The organism is Novipirellula sp., from assembly GCF_041583735.1.
Lineage (GTDB): Bacteria > Planctomycetota > Planctomycetia > Pirellulales > Pirellulaceae > Novipirellula.
In genome coordinates this window covers 1-16,089 of sequence record NZ_JBFHFD010000133.1, presented here as the reverse complement: position 1 = coordinate 16,089, position 16,089 = coordinate 1, and the positions used below count along the sequence as shown (strand labels likewise).

The following is a 16,089-nucleotide window of genomic DNA, read 5'->3' as shown; positions in this document are numbered from 1 at the left end:
GTTCTGGTATAGGTCTTCCAATCCATTGCCGCCAATGAGTGTCGCGAGACCACCCAATAACAGAATGTTATTATTTAGCAGCGGACGGTATTCAAGGCCAGTGCTAATATCGGTGCCGATGAATTTGTGGACTTCTCCTGTGAAGAGATAGGTTTCCAGAGTCGAGGTATCTTCGAACCACAGAAAATTGCAGTTGTTGATGGTTTTCAGCCGCGGGGTAATGTCAGCGTCCAAACCTAGGTTAAACAGGTGCAAACCGGGATTAACGAAGTTGGTTTGCCCTTGGAATTTGCTTTGCCGCATGCTTGGATTCAGACTCAGCCGATTGGTCAGCTCGACGCCGAACAGCCGAATGCCTTGGCGTCCCCAGTAGCTGAATTCATTACCGGCAAAGTTGGGATTGGCAAAAATCGCGTCAAATCCAGTCGCTTTGTCGTCGTTGGTGTCGCTGTCGCCTGAGTTGAACAGATACGACGTGCGGAAACGAACCCAGTCGCGGTCATAGGACAATTCAATCGCAGCCATATAGGCACTGATGTCCACTTCGCGACCGGCGATTGGATTCAAATCATCGCGGCCGAACACGTAATAAAACGCGCTGCTGACGTTGATCCGCTCCATGTGCCCATTGTTTGCGACGCCGAAATAGTACGAACGTACATCATGCGGCTGGAAAACACCGACCGGATCGGGACGAACGAGAAAATTGTTCTTATCGAACTCAAACGAGGCCCGGTCGTGGTTGGCGTGAAACGAAACACTTGCGGTGTTGCCGGGATACAAAAAATCCTGGCGATAGTAGTTCGCGATCCAGGTATTTTGGTTGCGATCGTCATCGATGACGTTCAACAGACTATTGGTCTCTTTCTCAGTTTGATCGAACCACATCAAATTGAATTGATCGCGATTGCTGTGCCGCGTTCCGAATAAACGGACGCCGCGATTGATATCCGCAAAGATAAACCCGCGGAAATCGCTGACAAACGGCTGGCTGCCGACACGGACCGAGGCAAAGTCGTAATACGGGCTGAGGTCCGAGATTTTGGATTCAAAGAACCATTCTTCCAATGCGAAATCGTCTCGATGGCGACTCGTTCCTTCGCGAACATCAGGACTGACCACGCCGAGTTCGTCCGCAACCAAATGATTGACGTTGTGAACCAAATTCAGTCGAAGTCGCCAATCGTTGGGTTTGAACGACGTGTTGCCATGGAACAGATCGACCGCAAAGGAAGTGTATTGAGCGGCGAGAAACGAATCGGGATCCCCAAAGAACCCGACCGCTCCTGGGTTGCGAGTCGCTTCGAACGGGGTCGTCGGCGTCGGCAATTGACGGCCTTCGAGCAGCGTCAAACTCTTGCCTTGCAACTTCAAAAACGTGTGCTGACCGATGATCGGATAATCACCTTTGAGCACGTTTTGGTTGTACGGATCCCAAAAAGCGCCTTCGACACCTAAGTAATCATCGTTAAGCGGGTGCCCTTTGCCGTAGCGGTCGGCATCGGGTTGCCCAAGTCGCCAACGATCCTCGACCGGAATAAAGTGACTGCTCGTTTGATGCTCGGTCGGCAGCACGCCGCTAGGGCCTGTGAATCCGTACGGGGCATCGCGGGCCGCGACATACAGCGGATTGGTATCATCGAGAAGGTCCAGATTAATCCGCGGCAATTCATTTTCGGGTTCGAGCGGATCACGCAGCACCTTAGGACGGATCTCGGCATCCCGTTCCTCATCATCCTGGAACGGATCGACGTCACTAGCGTCCGCATCGGGTCGGATTTCCTTGATGATCGAATCGGATGCTTGACGGACGGTTTGGCTCAGCAGATCTCGAAACGAACGCTGCAAACGCGACTCATCGGACTCATTGGTCTCGCTGGGCACTTCGGCCAAAGCCAAAGCTTGCTGGTTCGCCGGAACCGCCTGTTTTCCAGCGTCGGCCGTTTGCTTCGACGCTATTCTTCCACCGTCCCCAAGCAGTTCTCTCAGCGTCACGCGGCTTTCACTTGGGGAATCCACACCATCCTCGGCGCGCAAACTCACTCCAACCCAAACCAGGTTCAAGGCGAATGCGACTGTGATTCCCCGAAGATCAATCATGTTTGTACTGTATGCTTCCTCGCGTCTGCACCGATGGGGGGATGGGCTGTGGCTGCCCCCCTTCACCCAACTCGCTCGCTAACGTTATCGGCCGGAAGTGGGGGTTCGCTTTGTATCGTTTGGTGAAAACGTACGGATTATTCCGGTAGGCCGGTGCTGCAAATTCGCAATCTGCTTCGACTTGGCCGTCAACCGAACTAAGATGGGGGGAGGTAGAAATTGCTAGCCAATTTAAAGTGCCCCCTCGCATCCTGTTTGCTCCCCCCCGTTTTTTGCGGCGAAATTGTGAATTCTATGACTGCATCTTCCCTTGGTCGTGCAAAAGCAAAACGGCGTCTCGTGGCCGAACGGCTCGAGCAACGCCATCTGATGGCCGGCGGGGACGCGCTTGGGCTGCACAACGATCAGCTGCCGGCCGATGTGAATCTAGATGGGTATGTGTCCACTCTCGATGCGTTGGTGGTGGTCAATTACTTGCAGCGATTCGCAGGCGTCGACGAGTCGTCCGCACCCATGACTCAGGCTGAAACCGAAGCAGCCGCGACGCCCCCTTCGATGGTCGACGTCGATAACAACGGCCACGTCAGCGCACTCGATGCGCTTGTCGTGATCAATCATCTCAATCGCATGGGCATCGGTGAATCGACTGCGCTCGCCGAGTTGCCGACGGCCGATTTTGCGAATATCGCCAAAGCCAGCCAAGTCGATAGCGATGGGGTATTCCAATCCGCGAGTGACGAATTCTTCGCGTCGCTCAATGCCGCCGAAAGTCTCGGTGACCAAAATTTGCTCGAAGCGAGTGATGTCCAAACGCTGCTGCAGCGTGCTTCGATGGCCACCAGCAGCACCGATGCGATCATTGCGGTGGTCGATCGCAATGGCCGAATTCTCGGCGTCCGAGTCGAAGACGGCGTTAATGCCGATTTGATGAACGATCCCGAACAACTGGCGTTCGCAATCGATGGCGCCGTGGCCAAAGCTCGCACCGCAGCATTCTTTAGCAGCAACGCCGCTCCGCTGACTAGCCGCACCGTTCGTTTCATTAGCCAATCGACCGTCACCCAGCGCGAGGTCGAATCGTCGCCGGTCAGCGATGATCCCGCCTATCGTGGCCCCGGCTTTGTCGCGCCGATCGGGGTCGGCGGACACTTTCCGCCGGAGGTGAACTTTGCCCCGCAAGTCGACTTGTTTGCGATTGAGCATCAAAGCCGCGACAGCCAGTTGCATGCTGGTACTGACGGGATCACCCAGTCGACTGTTGAAACGAAGGACGACCAAACCGAAATCACCATCGCAGGCGACGACTTTGCCCTCGGTTCGCGATTCAACGCCGATCCTGCATATGTACCGCGAAACGCCGACGCATTCTTCCAAACATGGCCCGAGTCCTACGGCGTCGCAACCGAAACGTTCCTGGACAGCCAATCACGAGGCGTCGCCACTCTACCCGGCGGAATTCCGCTTTACAAAGCTGTCACCAATCCCAATGGTTCAACGCCCAACGTTCCGCTGAGCGAATCGTTCAACTTGGTCGGCGGAATCGGTGTCTTCTTTCCTGGTGAAGACGGATATGCAACACACGAACAAGGGTTTCAGCACGCCAGCGAGCGAGGTGGCTCGGCTCAAACCGAGAAAGAGCGAACCAACGCATCGAAGGTGCTCGAAGCCGAATTCACAGCGTTGATTGCCGCCGCCGGCACCGGGCTGGTCGGTCCCTCGGCGTTCGTTCGCGACTTGAGCGAATTCAATAACGCGCTGCCATCGCTCCCCGATTTCTTCTTGCCCACCGGCCGCATTGATCTCGTCGGGATCACGCTGGAAATCTATGGACCGCACCCCGATCAATCATTTCGCCAACCTGGTATCGATCGTCTGATCAATGTCGGACGCTCCTTTGCTCGAGGCAGCGATTCGGGTGAAAACAAAGTCGTCAACGGAGACGGCGACACCTTGCTCGCCGGACAATCGGTCCCCGAAGGCTGGTTGGTGGCACCGCATGATTCGGCCGTCGATACCGAATTGACCGCCGAACGAGTCGAGCAGATTATCCTCACCGGCGTCAACGAAGCCGACCGCACGCGGGCGGCAATTCGACTCGACATCGACAACAACTTCCGCCCCGGTGCGAAAACACGCATGGTACTGGCAGTCGCTGATACCAACGGCGAACTGCTGGGGCTGTACCGAATGCCCGACGCGACCGTCTTTTCGATTGATGTCTCAATCGCCAAGGCTCGCAACACCGCCTACTACGCCGACGCCGACGCACTGCAAGCGGTCGACCGCATCGACTTCAACGGCGACGACGTGTTTGGACCGATTACCCAGTCCCTGGAAAACGCCTCGGGTGACACCGTGCCACTGGGCACCGCACTGACCAACCGCACCTTCCGTTTCATTGTCGAACCTCGCTATCCGACCGGTTCCAATGTCGATCCGTCACTGGCCGGTGGTTTGCAAAACGACTCGGCCGCGGATCTGTGTGACCAGAAACCAGGAGCATGCCAGCAAATTGCACCGCACAGCATTCTGCGAACCGCGGGAATCAATCCGGTCACCGCCGAAAATATCGTCAACGACCAACCGTTGGATTTTGACGTCTACGGAAGCACAGCCACCAACAGCTTCTTGGCGTTTGATGCCTTCAACCCAAGCCGCAACTTCCGCGACCCAGGTGACGCCGTCGTCGTGGCTGGCACCAATGAGGTGCAACCGCTAGCAAACCAAAACGGCATCGTTTTCTTCCCCGGCAGCACCCCGCTTTACATCGGCAACTCGCAAACGACGCTCGTTGGCGGATTTGGCGTCAGCGGTGACGGGGTCGATCAAGATGACGTGGTTACCTTTGCCGGGCAACAGGGATTTGATCCCAACGCCTCGATCCGCGTCGATCAATACGTTGTCGGTGGCGTGCGGCTACCATTCCAGAAATTCAATCGCAACCCGTTTGCTAGCTAGCACCGCGATAAACCTTGCCGGTTGTTCTAGCTGTGATGGATGATTCGATTCCCCGCGTCAAGGTGGTGCGATTGTGCCGATCCTTTTGGCAAGGCGTTTTGTTTTCTTGCCAAACGGATAGACGATGAATATCTCGAATCGACTTCGATCGATCGCCACGGTGTCACTTGGCGTCGCGATGAGTCTGGCGACCACTTCCGGCAGCGTTGCCCAATCTCCCCGCTACCACGACGACGCGTTGTATTACCAGGGAAGTGAGATCGTCGACAACGAGATGCCTTATTACGAGGTATCTGACGACGAAATGCCTCACGGCGAAATCAACGATTACGAGATCGTGCAGGATCATGCCTACATGCACGAGCATGCGTCAGAGCATCCTGCCAAGCACGGCCACGAAGAGTTCCACACTTCGCACCACGGCATTTGCCTTGATCCCGGCCATCCTCGCAAACCCAAACACGAACAACCGGGCGACATCAATCGCGGCGATTGTCCCCCGAAACGCTATCGGATGGACGATTGCGCTCGAGCGGGCAATCCTCATTGCGTCGCCCCGTGGGCCAAGTGCAGCCCCAACAAAAAATACAGTGCGTGGTTCGTTGGCGGTGGTGCCGCATTTTCAAAGGTCCCCGATCTGCATCCAGGTTTATTACACCGAGGCCGCGATCGCAAAACCAATGCCGACCATGGGTACGGCGAAGGCACCTGGGGAATGGATTACAGCGGCTTGTTCGGTCACGCCAACGTGTGGCTGAAATACACCTGTGGCCGAAAACAAGGCGGCGAGGGAGCGTACCGAACTGATGGTGAACCGAAAGTGATCGCACGTGTCAAATCGCTGTTCGAACACGACCACGGACATCACTAGCGAGATTGCGGTGATCGCTGGGTTGGCGACGGTTTAAGCCAGCCCGGTTAGCGTGCCGGTGGCGTCTTGGAATTGATCCGTCTCGACTCCCATCTTTTGCGCCAGGGTAACCAGCACGTTGGAAAGCGGCGGATGACGATCGGGATCATGGGCAAGATGCTGACCGTGTTTCAGCCCCCACGCTCCGCCGCCTGCCACGATCAGCGGTAAATTCTTGGGTGAATGTTCACCTCGCTCGCCGCTGTTCATCCCCGAACCGTAGACCACCATGGTGTGATCCAGCATCGAGCGACCGCCTTCTTCGGTCTGCTTTAGAAAGGTCAGGAAGCGGCCGAGTCGCTCCAGAAAACCACGGTCGATGACGCCAAGTTTTTTGAGCATCCCAGCGTCGCCTCCGTGATGCGATAGCTCGTGATGGTTTTCACCACCGGGACCATGACCGCCCGCCTCACGCGACCACTCAAACGAGATCACTCGCGTGGTATCGGTAATGAACGCCAAATAGCTAATCTCGAGCATCACATCGATCCACATCGTGCGGTCATGCGAGTTGCCTGGCTGGCTGTTCAGTTGCAGTCCGCGATCATCCACCTCCGGTTTGGGAACATCGATCCAATCCACTTGGCGTTGTACACGAAGTTCGGTCTCGCGGACCGACGCCAGATACTCATCGAGTTTCTTTTGATCGGAGTGTCCTAGTTTCTTCGTGAGCAACTTTGCTTCGCTCGCCACGTCATCCAGAATACTTCGCTTTTCCGCGTACCGACGCAGCGTCGCAGCTCGCGATGATGCATCATCAGGGACAAACAGCCGCTCGAACAAACGCTTGGGACTGTTCTCGGCGGGCAGCGGCGTGCCGTTGCGATCAAAGGAAAGCGTGTGGCTATGCAGCGCACTGCCAGTCCCCGAGCCATCGGAAAGTTGCAATGAAGGGAATCGCGTTGCCGCCCCCACCTTTTCCGCAATCAATTGATCGACCGAGATCGTGTTCGAGTAATCTTTGCCAGGGACCGCGCGAAGATCGGCACCGGTCAACCAGGTGTCCGCACCACTATGCCCGCCGGTTGCGTTGGGATGTCCTAGTCCGCTGATCACCGAAAAATCGGCACGATGATCCGAAAGGGCTGCAAGCGTCGGCGAAAGCGTGTAATCAGCACCGCTATTCGCAGGCATCCAATCTAGGATGTTCACCCCATTGGGCACGTAACAAAAGATCGTACGCGGAGTCGGTTTGACGTTCGATTTTGCCAGCGGCTTGAAGGTCGACGGTGCCGCGAGCAAGGTTTGCGGCATCATTGCTTCCAACAGCGGCAAGCCGATAGCAGCCCCACAACCGCGTAAAACGGCACGGCGCGAAAGTGGTTTGCGAGCGATCGAATTCATCATCAATTTCCCAACAGCCAAAAGTGAGATAGGCTTCCATCCTGTCACGTGGGGCAGGTTTTCAACCTGCCATGTCATGTGGGATAGGTTTCCAACCTATCATCAGTCTACCAACAGCCAACTTACTTCGTCTTAAACGTTTCCGATTGAACGATCGCCACAATCAGTGATCGCAATGCGTATTGATTCTGCTTCATCGTGGCGACGAAGTCACGAACATCGTCGCGGTCGGAAAACCCCAGCTCGCGTCCCAGTGCGTATGTCGTTAACTTGGACGCCAATCCGCTGAGAAACAGATCCTCATTTTTCAGCAACTCCGATTGCAGTCCCTCGACGCCAACGAATTCGCTGCCATCGGGCATTTTTGCACTGGCATCAATCGGCGGATCGTTATTGCCGATCCGCCCGTTGTAGCCGTGACCTTCCTGATCGCGCCATTCACCACACGCATCAAAATTTTCAAGGGCAAAGCCGAGCGGATCGATCTTGTTGTGGCATCGTGCACATGCTGGGTTTTCACGGTGAATGGTCAATCGATCGCGGACGGTTGCCTTGTCGATCCCAGGCACCTGGGTTGGTATCTCGCCCACGTTGGCTACCGGCAAACCTGGGTCCGTACCTAGCATCGTTTTCATCACCCACACGCCCCGCGTTACCGGTGACGTGCGGGTGCCGTTGGACGTGATGCAGTGGATCGAAGCTTGAGTAACCAACCCGCCACGATGCGAATCAGCCGGCACCGGCACACGGCGAAACGCATCGCCTTTCACTCCCGTTATGCCATAGAACCTAGCAAGTCGCTCGTTGATCGTGACGAAGTCGCTTTTGATCAAGTAACGTGAATCGATGTCATGACGAAGAATCTCTGCAAAGAAGGCTTCCGTTTCGTGCACCATCGAAACTTCGAGATGACGATCGTATTTGGGATACAAGGTTGACGTCGGCGGGTTCGCCCCGACGCTGCGAAGTCCGAGCCATTGCCCCGCAAAATTCTTGACGAACGCATCGCTCTTTGGGTCGGCAATCATCCGAGCCACTTGAGTCTCGAGCACATCGGGCTTGGCGAGTTCACCTCGAGTGGCAAGCCGAAACAATTCGTTGTCGGGCATCGATGACCACAGAAAATACGAAAGCCGCGACGCCAATTCGTATTGTGTTAGCGGTCGTGGCGACTCGCCCGCGGCTTCTGGTTCGGCGAGATACAAAAAGTGAGGCGACGCCAACACGGCGGCAAGCGGCACCTTGATCGCCTCGACAAACGTCGGCTTCTGCTCGCGATACTTCCGATAGAGTGCAAACTTTGCATCCAGTTCCTTATCATCCAATGGACGACGATACGCTCGCATCATGAACCGCCGGATCACCTCGCGTGCGTACGCGTTTTCGTCTTTGTCTTTATTTGGCGAATTAAACAGCAGGCGAGCATGGCTCTCCGGCGGCCATTGCGAATGCATCGGGCCCACTAATTCGATCCAGTCGACAAGCAATTCAGGACGAGCGAACGCATCGCGATCCTGCATCCAAAAGTTCTCTAACACGCGTGGGACGCTGTAGACATTGCTCAATTTCACGCCGGCTTTCTCAGTCGTAAAACGAGCACGAACTTCGTAAACCGCCGGATCCGACGGCAGAGCCGTAACATCAAACTCGCTGATCACTTGCGGCGTACCGCCGAGATTGATTGCGACTTTGACACGGGGTGGTCCATAGTCATACATGCGGTCGGTTTGAAAGTGCTGTAAATCTCGATCAACTCGTTCGGTTTCACGTTTTTCGGATTCGGGCTTCTTTGCAATCGCTTCATCACGACGCGTTTGCAAGATCGACTTGGCCGACGCAATCACCTCGGCACGCGAGGGGACTCGGCCGGCGGCACGGATGCGGATGATGTATTCGCCAGCGGACGGTACCTTGAAATCACGAAATCCAATTGATTTGTTCCACGCGTCATGATGCACGACCGTAAAGTTGCCCTCCGTGGTATTATTGCCATCGTTCAGCAGGATGTTGTTGCCGTCATGCTTCACCCGCAAACGATCGGTCCCTTCCGCGTTTTGCTCCGGTTCAAAATGCCACTTGATCGCCGCAGGTGGTTCGCCTTCGACGAGCGCATGATCCAGGATCGTTCGGGCAGCGGAATAGTAGAGTTCCATTTGCAACGGCGACATCGTCAGCGCTTCGCCAATGTTGTCAAAACCACCAGCCGGAGGATCTTCGGGAAAGGCCTCGGCGGGATCGAAATCGACGCCGACCAGATCTCGGATCGTGTTGTTGTACTCTGCGCGATTCATCCGCCGCAGCACCACGCAGGTCGCTCGTTCGGCGATCTCGGCTTGGGCGAGGGCGGATTCGAGCCATGTCGCAAACGCAGCCGCCGCTTCGGTCGAGGGCTGCTTTTCGTCTTCGGGCGGCATCTCGTGCCCGTTGATCGAATTGAGCACCTCCGCCCACTTCGACGAAATCAGAGGATCCGAAAAATCGGTCGAGAGCGTATCGAGTCGCAACTCGCCTTCTTGCTGATTAGGCCCATGGCACTGCACACAATAGCGAGTCAAGAACGAACGTTGGTGATCGCTTGGTTCCGCCCCGTCGGCGTGTAATGCGGAAACAATCGCGACAACGCAAACCAGCAAGAGCGTGAAAAAATGTTTCTTCATTGGATCAATATATGATTGCGACCTCGACGCGAGGCATTTCGGTTGGCGAGGTAAGTGCACCAAAAGTCTTGGCGACTTTCGCTACGCCAGGATTTCTTTGACAACGCGACCATGAACATCCGTCAGCCGGAAATCGCGTCCGGCATGCCGGTAAGTCAGACGTGTGTGGTCGATTCCCATTTGATTCAAAATCGTCGCATGCAAGTCGTGAACATCGACTTGTCCGCGGACGATCGATTTTCCGATGTCATCCGTTTCACCGTGAACGATGCCGGCTTTGACGCCTCCGCCCGCCAGCCAAATCGAAAAACAATCTCCGTGATGGCCGCGTCCGAACTTGCCTTCTTTCGTAGGCGTGCGTCCAAATTCGGTAGCCCAAACGATCAAGGTTTCATCCAACATACCACGTTGCTTCAAGTCGCGGATCAGTGCCGCGAGTGGTTGATCCGCCGCTTTGGCCAGCGGCTGATGTTCTTTCATGTCGCCGTGCGAATCCCAATTGGGGCGTGAACCGCTATCGACAAGTTCGATAAACCGCACGCCGCGTTCGGCCAAACGTCGAGCGACGATGCATTGCCACGCAAAGCTTTGCGTGTCCCCTCGCTTCAGTCCGTACATGGCGTGCGTCTTGTCGTCTTCTTGCTGAACATCAAACGCATCCGGACCAGCGGTCTGCATGTGAAAGGCCGTTTCGTAACTCTTGATCCGAGCCGCGAGCTGGGAATCGTCGCTGCGTCCAGCAAGGTGTTGACGGTTCAGCACATCGGCAAGCTCCAGCTCCATTTGCTGAATTTTTTGCTGGGTGGTATTAGGCATCAAGTTCGCGATCGGCTCCTTGCCTGGAATCACGCGTGTTCCCTGGTGATACGCGGGCAAAAAATCGCTGGCGTAAACCTGAGTCCCGCCGTAAGGCAGGTGCGGCGCGATCACGATGAACGAGGGCAGGTTTTGATTAACGGTGCCCAAGCCATAACTGAGCCACGATCCCATGCTCGGACGCGTGAAGGTTGCCGAACCGGTGTGCATCCCGACCGCCGCTTCGGTGTGATCAAAGTGCGCCGACTTCATCGATCGAATCAAACAAATGTCTTGCATCGAATCGCGAAGATGCGGAAACAGATCGCTGACGACGGTTCCACACTGCTTGTTCGCGCTCGACGGAAACACGCTGCCCATCAACTTGTCTTTGCCGCTGCCGTCACGGCCTTTGCCCGACGATTTTGTATCAAACGTGTCGATATGCGAGACACCGCCTGTGGCAAACACCATAATGATCCGCTTGGCCTTGGCCGGAAAATGCGGTGCCTTCGGCGTCAACGGTCCGCTTGGTAGCGACGTAGGTTCCTCGGCCGCCATCAATTCGGAAACGATGGCTGGGAACAAGATTGAACCGCCAATCAGCGAGCGGATCGAGTTGCGACGCGTAACGCGAGGTAGATTCATCGTGTCAACAAACGGTGGGTTGGATCAATCAACATACAGAAACTCATTCGTTCGCAGCAGCGATCGCGTAAACGCCGTCCATGTCTCTCGCTCGCGAACCGCTATGTCATTTTCAGATTGCTTCAGCACTTCATTCATCGACCGCATCCACTCGGTGATGTCGCTACGTTCGGCCGCGGTGGGCGGCCGTCCAAGGATTAATTCGTACGCCAACACCAAACGGGCGTCGTGATCCAAGTCCGGCTGCAGCAATCGAGCTACCAACTTCTCTGCGTTCTCATGCACGAAAGGATCATTCAACAGATACAACGACTGCACCGTCGTCACACTGCTGTCGCGAACCGACGTGCTGGCGTTTTGGTCGGCACCGTCAAAGGTTGTGAAAAAGGGGCGTGCATTGAGCCGGGCCATCATCAAATACACACTTCGCCGGTTGGTATCGTAAACGTCGCGAAATGGATGATGCTGGGTGTATTTCCACTTGTCCTTTGGCGGAAACGGATGCGGTTCGCGTGGCATCTGCGTATCGAATTCGCCACTGAGCAGCAGTAGCGTGTCACGCAGTGATTCCGCATCGAGTCGTTGGCGATTGAACCGCCAATGCCAATCATTATTGGGATCGGCTTGGATTGCGGCCGCGTGGTGGTCGCCTTGCGAACTCAGTTGATAAGTCCGCGAGAGCATGATGCGTCGATGCATCTGCTTGATCGACCAACCGTCGGCGATAAAACGAGACGCTAACCAATCGAGCAGCTCAGGATGCGTCGGCGGCAACCCACGCACACCAAAGTCGCTGGGCGTTTTCACAAGCCCCGTGCCAAAGTGATAATGCCAAATGCGATTGACGATCACGCGAGCGGTGAGCGGATTATCCGCGTCGGTCAACCACGTTGCCAATGACAATCGGCCGCTGTGCCGAGTCTCTTCGGCGGACAACGTCTGACCGCCCAACACTTCGAGAAAGCGGCGAGGAATCACGTCGCCGGGCTTTTGTGGTTCGCCACGTAGATGAACGGCGGCGTCATCGACATCGCCTTCGGCCATTGCATAGACAAGCGTCTTGCCCGGCTTGCCTTTTTCAACCAGCGGCACAAAGTCTCGCGGTTTGGAATCAAGCTCGATTCCGGGAAAGGGATATCGGCTGCTTGCTAAGATGCCATACAGTCCGTAATAGTCGTCTTGAGAAATCGGATCAAATTTATGGTCGTGACATCGAGCACAGGTGATCGTCATCCCCAACACGGTGCGACCGATATTGTCGAGCGAATCTTCGATCGTCAAATGTTGTGGATAGTCCTTGACGACCGAGCCGAATCGCCGCGAAATCGCCAAATAACCCGTCGCGATCGTTTGCTCGTTCCGCTGATCATCCGTCGCCGCCGGTAACAAATCGCCAGCGATCTGTTCTCGCAAAAATTGGTCGTATGGCTTATCGGCGTTCAGCGAATCGATGATGTAATTGCGATACCGATAAGCTTCTGGAATCGGATAATCCGAGTTATCGCCCGCGGTGTCGGCATAACGAACCAAGTCCATCCAGTGTCGCCCCCATCGCTCGCCGTAATGAGGCGATTGCAACAACCGATCGACGACCTTTGCAAACGCGTCTGAAGATTCGTCCGCCAAAAAGGCAGCGACCTCGTCGGGCGACGGAGGCAATCCGATCAAATCGTAGGTCGCTCGCCGGAGAAGCGTTCGTTTATCGGCGTCGCCGATCGGATGCAGCCCATGCTGTTCCAGTCCGACTGCGACAAAACGATCGATCTCGTTGTATCCCCAGCTCGCATCCTTGGGTTCCGGCGGGATGGGATCCGCGATTGGTCGCAACGACCAAAATTGACGAGCCTTGTTGACATCGATCTTCTTGCGAACAAAACGAGTGGCGTCGCTGCGAGGATCGGGGGCCCCCATTTTGACCCAGCTTTCTAAATCTGCGATCTCGGCGTCCGACAACTTTTCATCTGGCGGCATCTCCATCGCATCGTCGTACCGCACCGCTTGGATCAACAAACTATGTTCGACATCGCCCGGGATAACGGCAGGTCCAGTGTCACCGCCACGACGCATCGTCGGCCGCGAATCGACCAGCAACCCGCCTTGCAGTTCATCGCTTTCGCTGCTGTGACACTCGTAACAATGCGTGGCCAGCAGCGGGCGAATGCGACTTTCGAAGAACGCCAATTGCTCGTCCGTGATCGGCGGATCATTGGATCCGTCATGCTTGCCACGCCACAGCTCGATACCGGAAAAGTTCGCTGCACCTCCCTTGCTAGTCAGCTCGATCGATCCCTTGCTGACATCGACGTACCAGGGCCCGAGCTTTTGCCACTTGCCGGCGCTGCCGCTGTTGAACCGCGAAAACACCGTCTTGCCATTGACGCGAATCTCGTACGTTTCGGCGCGGTTGTCCTCCCACACATACAAGAACACGGTGAAGGTTCCGCCGGGAAGATTTTTAAGTTCGATGCGATTTCCGTTCCAGCGACTGCTGCGAATCATCTTCGCTCGATCCGCATCGGTCGACGGCACGAGCGGAACGTTTTGTTGTTCGAACGCTTTGTCGGTGCAAACGTAGTTTTTCGATTCGCGGCCTTCCCAAGCATGCCCATCGATGACGACCTCGGGGCCATTCAAATTCAGCCCACGAAAAAACACCGCACTCTCGCTGGCATCCGAAACGGACTTGAGCGCCACCGAAAACACGAGTGTCATGGCGACACGAACAGAGAAGTGCACTCGCAAAACTCCTGGGCAGCGATCGGGGTGGGCTCTCGGCACTCGCTGTTGGGTTTACCGAGAGTGATTTGGGGGGAGCACAGCGTTGGCGGGAAGAATTCAAACGAATTGAATCATGGTTGGATCGTCCATCATCGATCCGCCATAACGGTCTCAATCCCAACGATTATAGGCGTCCCCCCCGGCGAGTCACGCTGGAATTCGCCTAAAAGTCAATAGATTTTGGCAAATGGATGCTCAATCCCTCGTTCAGACGCCGGGAACCTTCGTAGTGGACGAGGAAATGAGTCCATGGGATTGGCTGGGGTCGTAGTGGACGAGGCAACGAGTCCTTGGGATTGAGTCTTCGGTGAGGGACTCGTTGCCTCGTCCACTACGGTTCTTGCGGGACTCGTTGCCTCGTCCACTACGATTCGGATTACAGATCGGCGAGCCGTTTTTCCGCGTCACCAAAGTGATCCAGCTTGACGTCCATGCGATCCATGATCGAAAGGTACATGCTGCACAGCTTTCGCTGCTCATCCCCTTTGTCAAGGTAATCGAGCACTCGGCCGGTTTTCAGTCCGCCCGATAAACCGCCAGTCAACAACACCGGCACCTTATTTGAATCGTGTGCATTTCCCGACCACATGCTTGAAATGAACAGCAAACATGAATGGTCCAGCACCGTGCCGTCCCCCTCAGGCATCGCATCCAACTTGCTGGCCAAGTACGCGTATTGGCTGCAGTAGTACCGCGAGATCCGTTCATATTCGTCCGACTTGTCGCGGTGAGACGCCGAGTGATGCGTGCTTTGCACATCGAGGAATGGATAGAACAATCCCGACAAGTCACGGTTTAATAACAGCGTGGCGACGCGAGATTTGTCGGTCTGGAAACCGAGCGCGACGATGTCGCACATCAACCGCATGTGTTCGCGAATGTCTTCGGGCAATCCATCGTCGGGCCGTTTCATCATCGCGATCGTTTTGCCATGATCCTTGGCCCGCGATGCGGCCTTGTCTCGTGCCGCCCGCATCGACGCGGCTCGCTTTTCGACTTCACGAACGCTGCTCAAGTACTCCTCGAGCTTGGCCTTGTCCGCCGAGCTGACGCGGTGACTCAGCGACACGGCGTCTTCGCGAACGCGGTCCAAGATGCTCTCGTTGCGGCGGCTGCCGTGGTTGTCAAACAACGCGTCAAAGGCGAGCGATGGATAGACCTCCATCGGCACCGGGGACGTCGAGTTCTGCCATGAGATGTGCGAACTGTAAGCCATCGAAAAATTGGTTTCGTGATAACCGGTCACCGGTTGCTCGCAGCCCAAAACCATACTGGGAACCGCCGTCTGCTCTTGAAAATGGTTCGCAAGCATTTGATCCATACTGATGTCGCCACGCAGCTCGGATCCCTTTTGCAGCGATGCTCCCGACAAGATGTTCCCGGTTTGCCCCGGGTGAATGCCAACGCCCGTTGCATTTTCGTTGAACAGCCCGGTGATGAAATTCATCTTATGCTTCAGTGGTTCCATCGGCTGCAAACTCTTGCCCAACTCCATCTGGTCGCCACTTCCCTTGGCCCACCAATGGTCGCTGTTGATCCCGCACCCCATAAAGACCGCCGCAAAACGTTTGGGTGAATCGGTGGGATCGTTGCCGGCTACGGTTTCGCTTCCCCAAACCGGAATCGATTCCAACCACGGCAGCGCCATCGCGACGCCGGTTCCTCGCAGCAGCGTGCGGCGAGACAGTCGGTGGGAAGCCGCAGACGAAGAGGCCGCGGCAGGTGTTTTTTGTTGAGATCGATCCATGCTAGTCTTCCTCACTCGAGTTCCAATTGGGTTCGTTTATTCAGAAACGCCGGGCTCGTCACAATCACTTCGATCATGCTGCTGAAACGGTAATCCTGTTCCGCCAGCGTTGACCGCATTTGAGCAATCGTTGCCTCGTCGGAAAGCTGCAG

9 protein-coding genes are annotated in these 16,089 nt (G+C 55.7%); 2 read left to right on the top strand and 7 right to left on the bottom strand.

Annotated features, from left to right (window positions below):
• Positions 1 to 2,100 (bottom strand): hypothetical protein (locus tag ABX962_RS12340; RefSeq protein WP_372719781.1); only part of this gene is annotated, 2,100 nt, incomplete at its 3' end.
• Positions 2,101 to 2,394: 294 nt separating this feature from the next.
• Here ABX962_RS12340 and ABX962_RS12335 point away from each other — a divergent pair.
• Both ABX962_RS12335 and ABX962_RS12330 read left to right on the top strand, forming a co-directional pair.
• Positions 2,395 to 5,058, top strand: a complete 2,664-nt coding sequence (locus tag ABX962_RS12335) for a dockerin type I domain-containing protein (protein ID WP_372719779.1) — start codon at positions 2,395 to 2,397, stop codon at positions 5,056 to 5,058.
• Positions 5,059 to 5,182: 124 nt separating this feature from the next.
• Entirely contained in the window at positions 5,183 to 5,929 is a 747-nt protein-coding gene (locus ABX962_RS12330; RefSeq protein ID WP_372719777.1) for a hypothetical protein, read from the top strand.
• 33 nt (positions 5,930 to 5,962) lie between these two features.
• On the opposite strand, the gene ABX962_RS12325 is transcribed toward ABX962_RS12330, so the two are convergent.
• The 6 genes from ABX962_RS12325 to ABX962_RS12300 all read right to left on the bottom strand — a co-directional run bounded on the left by ABX962_RS12325 (position 5,963) and on the right by ABX962_RS12300 (position 16,089).
• The gene (locus tag ABX962_RS12325; protein ID WP_372719776.1) at positions 5,963 to 7,315 is read right to left on the bottom strand and encodes a DUF1552 domain-containing protein; all 1,353 of its coding nucleotides are present in this window, start codon (positions 7,313 to 7,315) and stop codon (positions 5,963 to 5,965) included.
• Positions 7,316 to 7,434: 119 nt separating this feature from the next.
• Positions 7,435 to 9,969, bottom strand: a complete 2,535-nt coding sequence (locus ABX962_RS12320; protein ID WP_372719774.1) for a DUF1592 domain-containing protein — start codon at positions 9,967 to 9,969, stop codon at positions 7,435 to 7,437.
• A gap of 81 nt (positions 9,970 to 10,050) precedes the next feature.
• Positions 10,051 to 11,412, bottom strand: a complete 1,362-nt coding sequence (locus tag ABX962_RS12315) for a DUF1501 domain-containing protein (protein WP_372719772.1) — start codon at positions 11,410 to 11,412, stop codon at positions 10,051 to 10,053.
• Between the two features lie 24 nt (positions 11,413 to 11,436).
• The gene (locus ABX962_RS12310; RefSeq protein ID WP_372719770.1) at positions 11,437 to 14,124 is read right to left on the bottom strand and encodes a PSD1 and planctomycete cytochrome C domain-containing protein; all 2,688 of its coding nucleotides are present in this window, start codon (positions 14,122 to 14,124) and stop codon (positions 11,437 to 11,439) included.
• Positions 14,125 to 14,566: 442 nt separating this feature from the next.
• Positions 14,567 to 15,937 carry a DUF1552 domain-containing protein gene (locus tag ABX962_RS12305; protein ID WP_372719768.1) on the bottom strand — a complete coding sequence of 457 codons (1,371 nt, stop codon included), beginning with the start codon at positions 15,935 to 15,937 and terminating at the stop codon, positions 14,567 to 14,569.
• Between the two features lie 11 nt (positions 15,938 to 15,948).
• Positions 15,949 to 16,089 (bottom strand): DUF1585 domain-containing protein, encoded by a 141-nt coding sequence (locus ABX962_RS12300; RefSeq protein WP_372719783.1) that lies wholly within the window; start codon positions 16,087 to 16,089, stop codon positions 15,949 to 15,951.

Excerpts from the sequence above, each read along its gene's own strand:
- ABX962_RS12305 (WP_372719768.1), bottom strand. The coding sequence starts at position 15,937 with ATGGATCGATCTCAACAAAAAACACCTGCCGCGGCCTCTTCGTCTGCG.
- ABX962_RS12310 (WP_372719770.1), bottom strand. The coding sequence starts at position 14,124 with ATGACACTCGTGTTTTCGGTGGCGCTCAAGTCCGTTTCGGATGCCAGC.
- ABX962_RS12320 (WP_372719774.1), bottom strand. The coding sequence starts at position 9,969 with ATGAAGAAACATTTTTTCACGCTCTTGCTGGTTTGCGTTGTCGCGATT.
- ABX962_RS12315 (WP_372719772.1), bottom strand. The coding sequence starts at position 11,412 with ATGAATCTACCTCGCGTTACGCGTCGCAACTCGATCCGCTCGCTGATT.
- ABX962_RS12325 (WP_372719776.1), bottom strand. The coding sequence starts at position 7,315 with ATGATGAATTCGATCGCTCGCAAACCACTTTCGCGCCGTGCCGTTTTA.
- ABX962_RS12330 (WP_372719777.1), top strand. The coding sequence starts at position 5,183 with ATGAATATCTCGAATCGACTTCGATCGATCGCCACGGTGTCACTTGGC.
- ABX962_RS12335 (WP_372719779.1), top strand. The coding sequence starts at position 2,395 with ATGACTGCATCTTCCCTTGGTCGTGCAAAAGCAAAACGGCGTCTCGTG.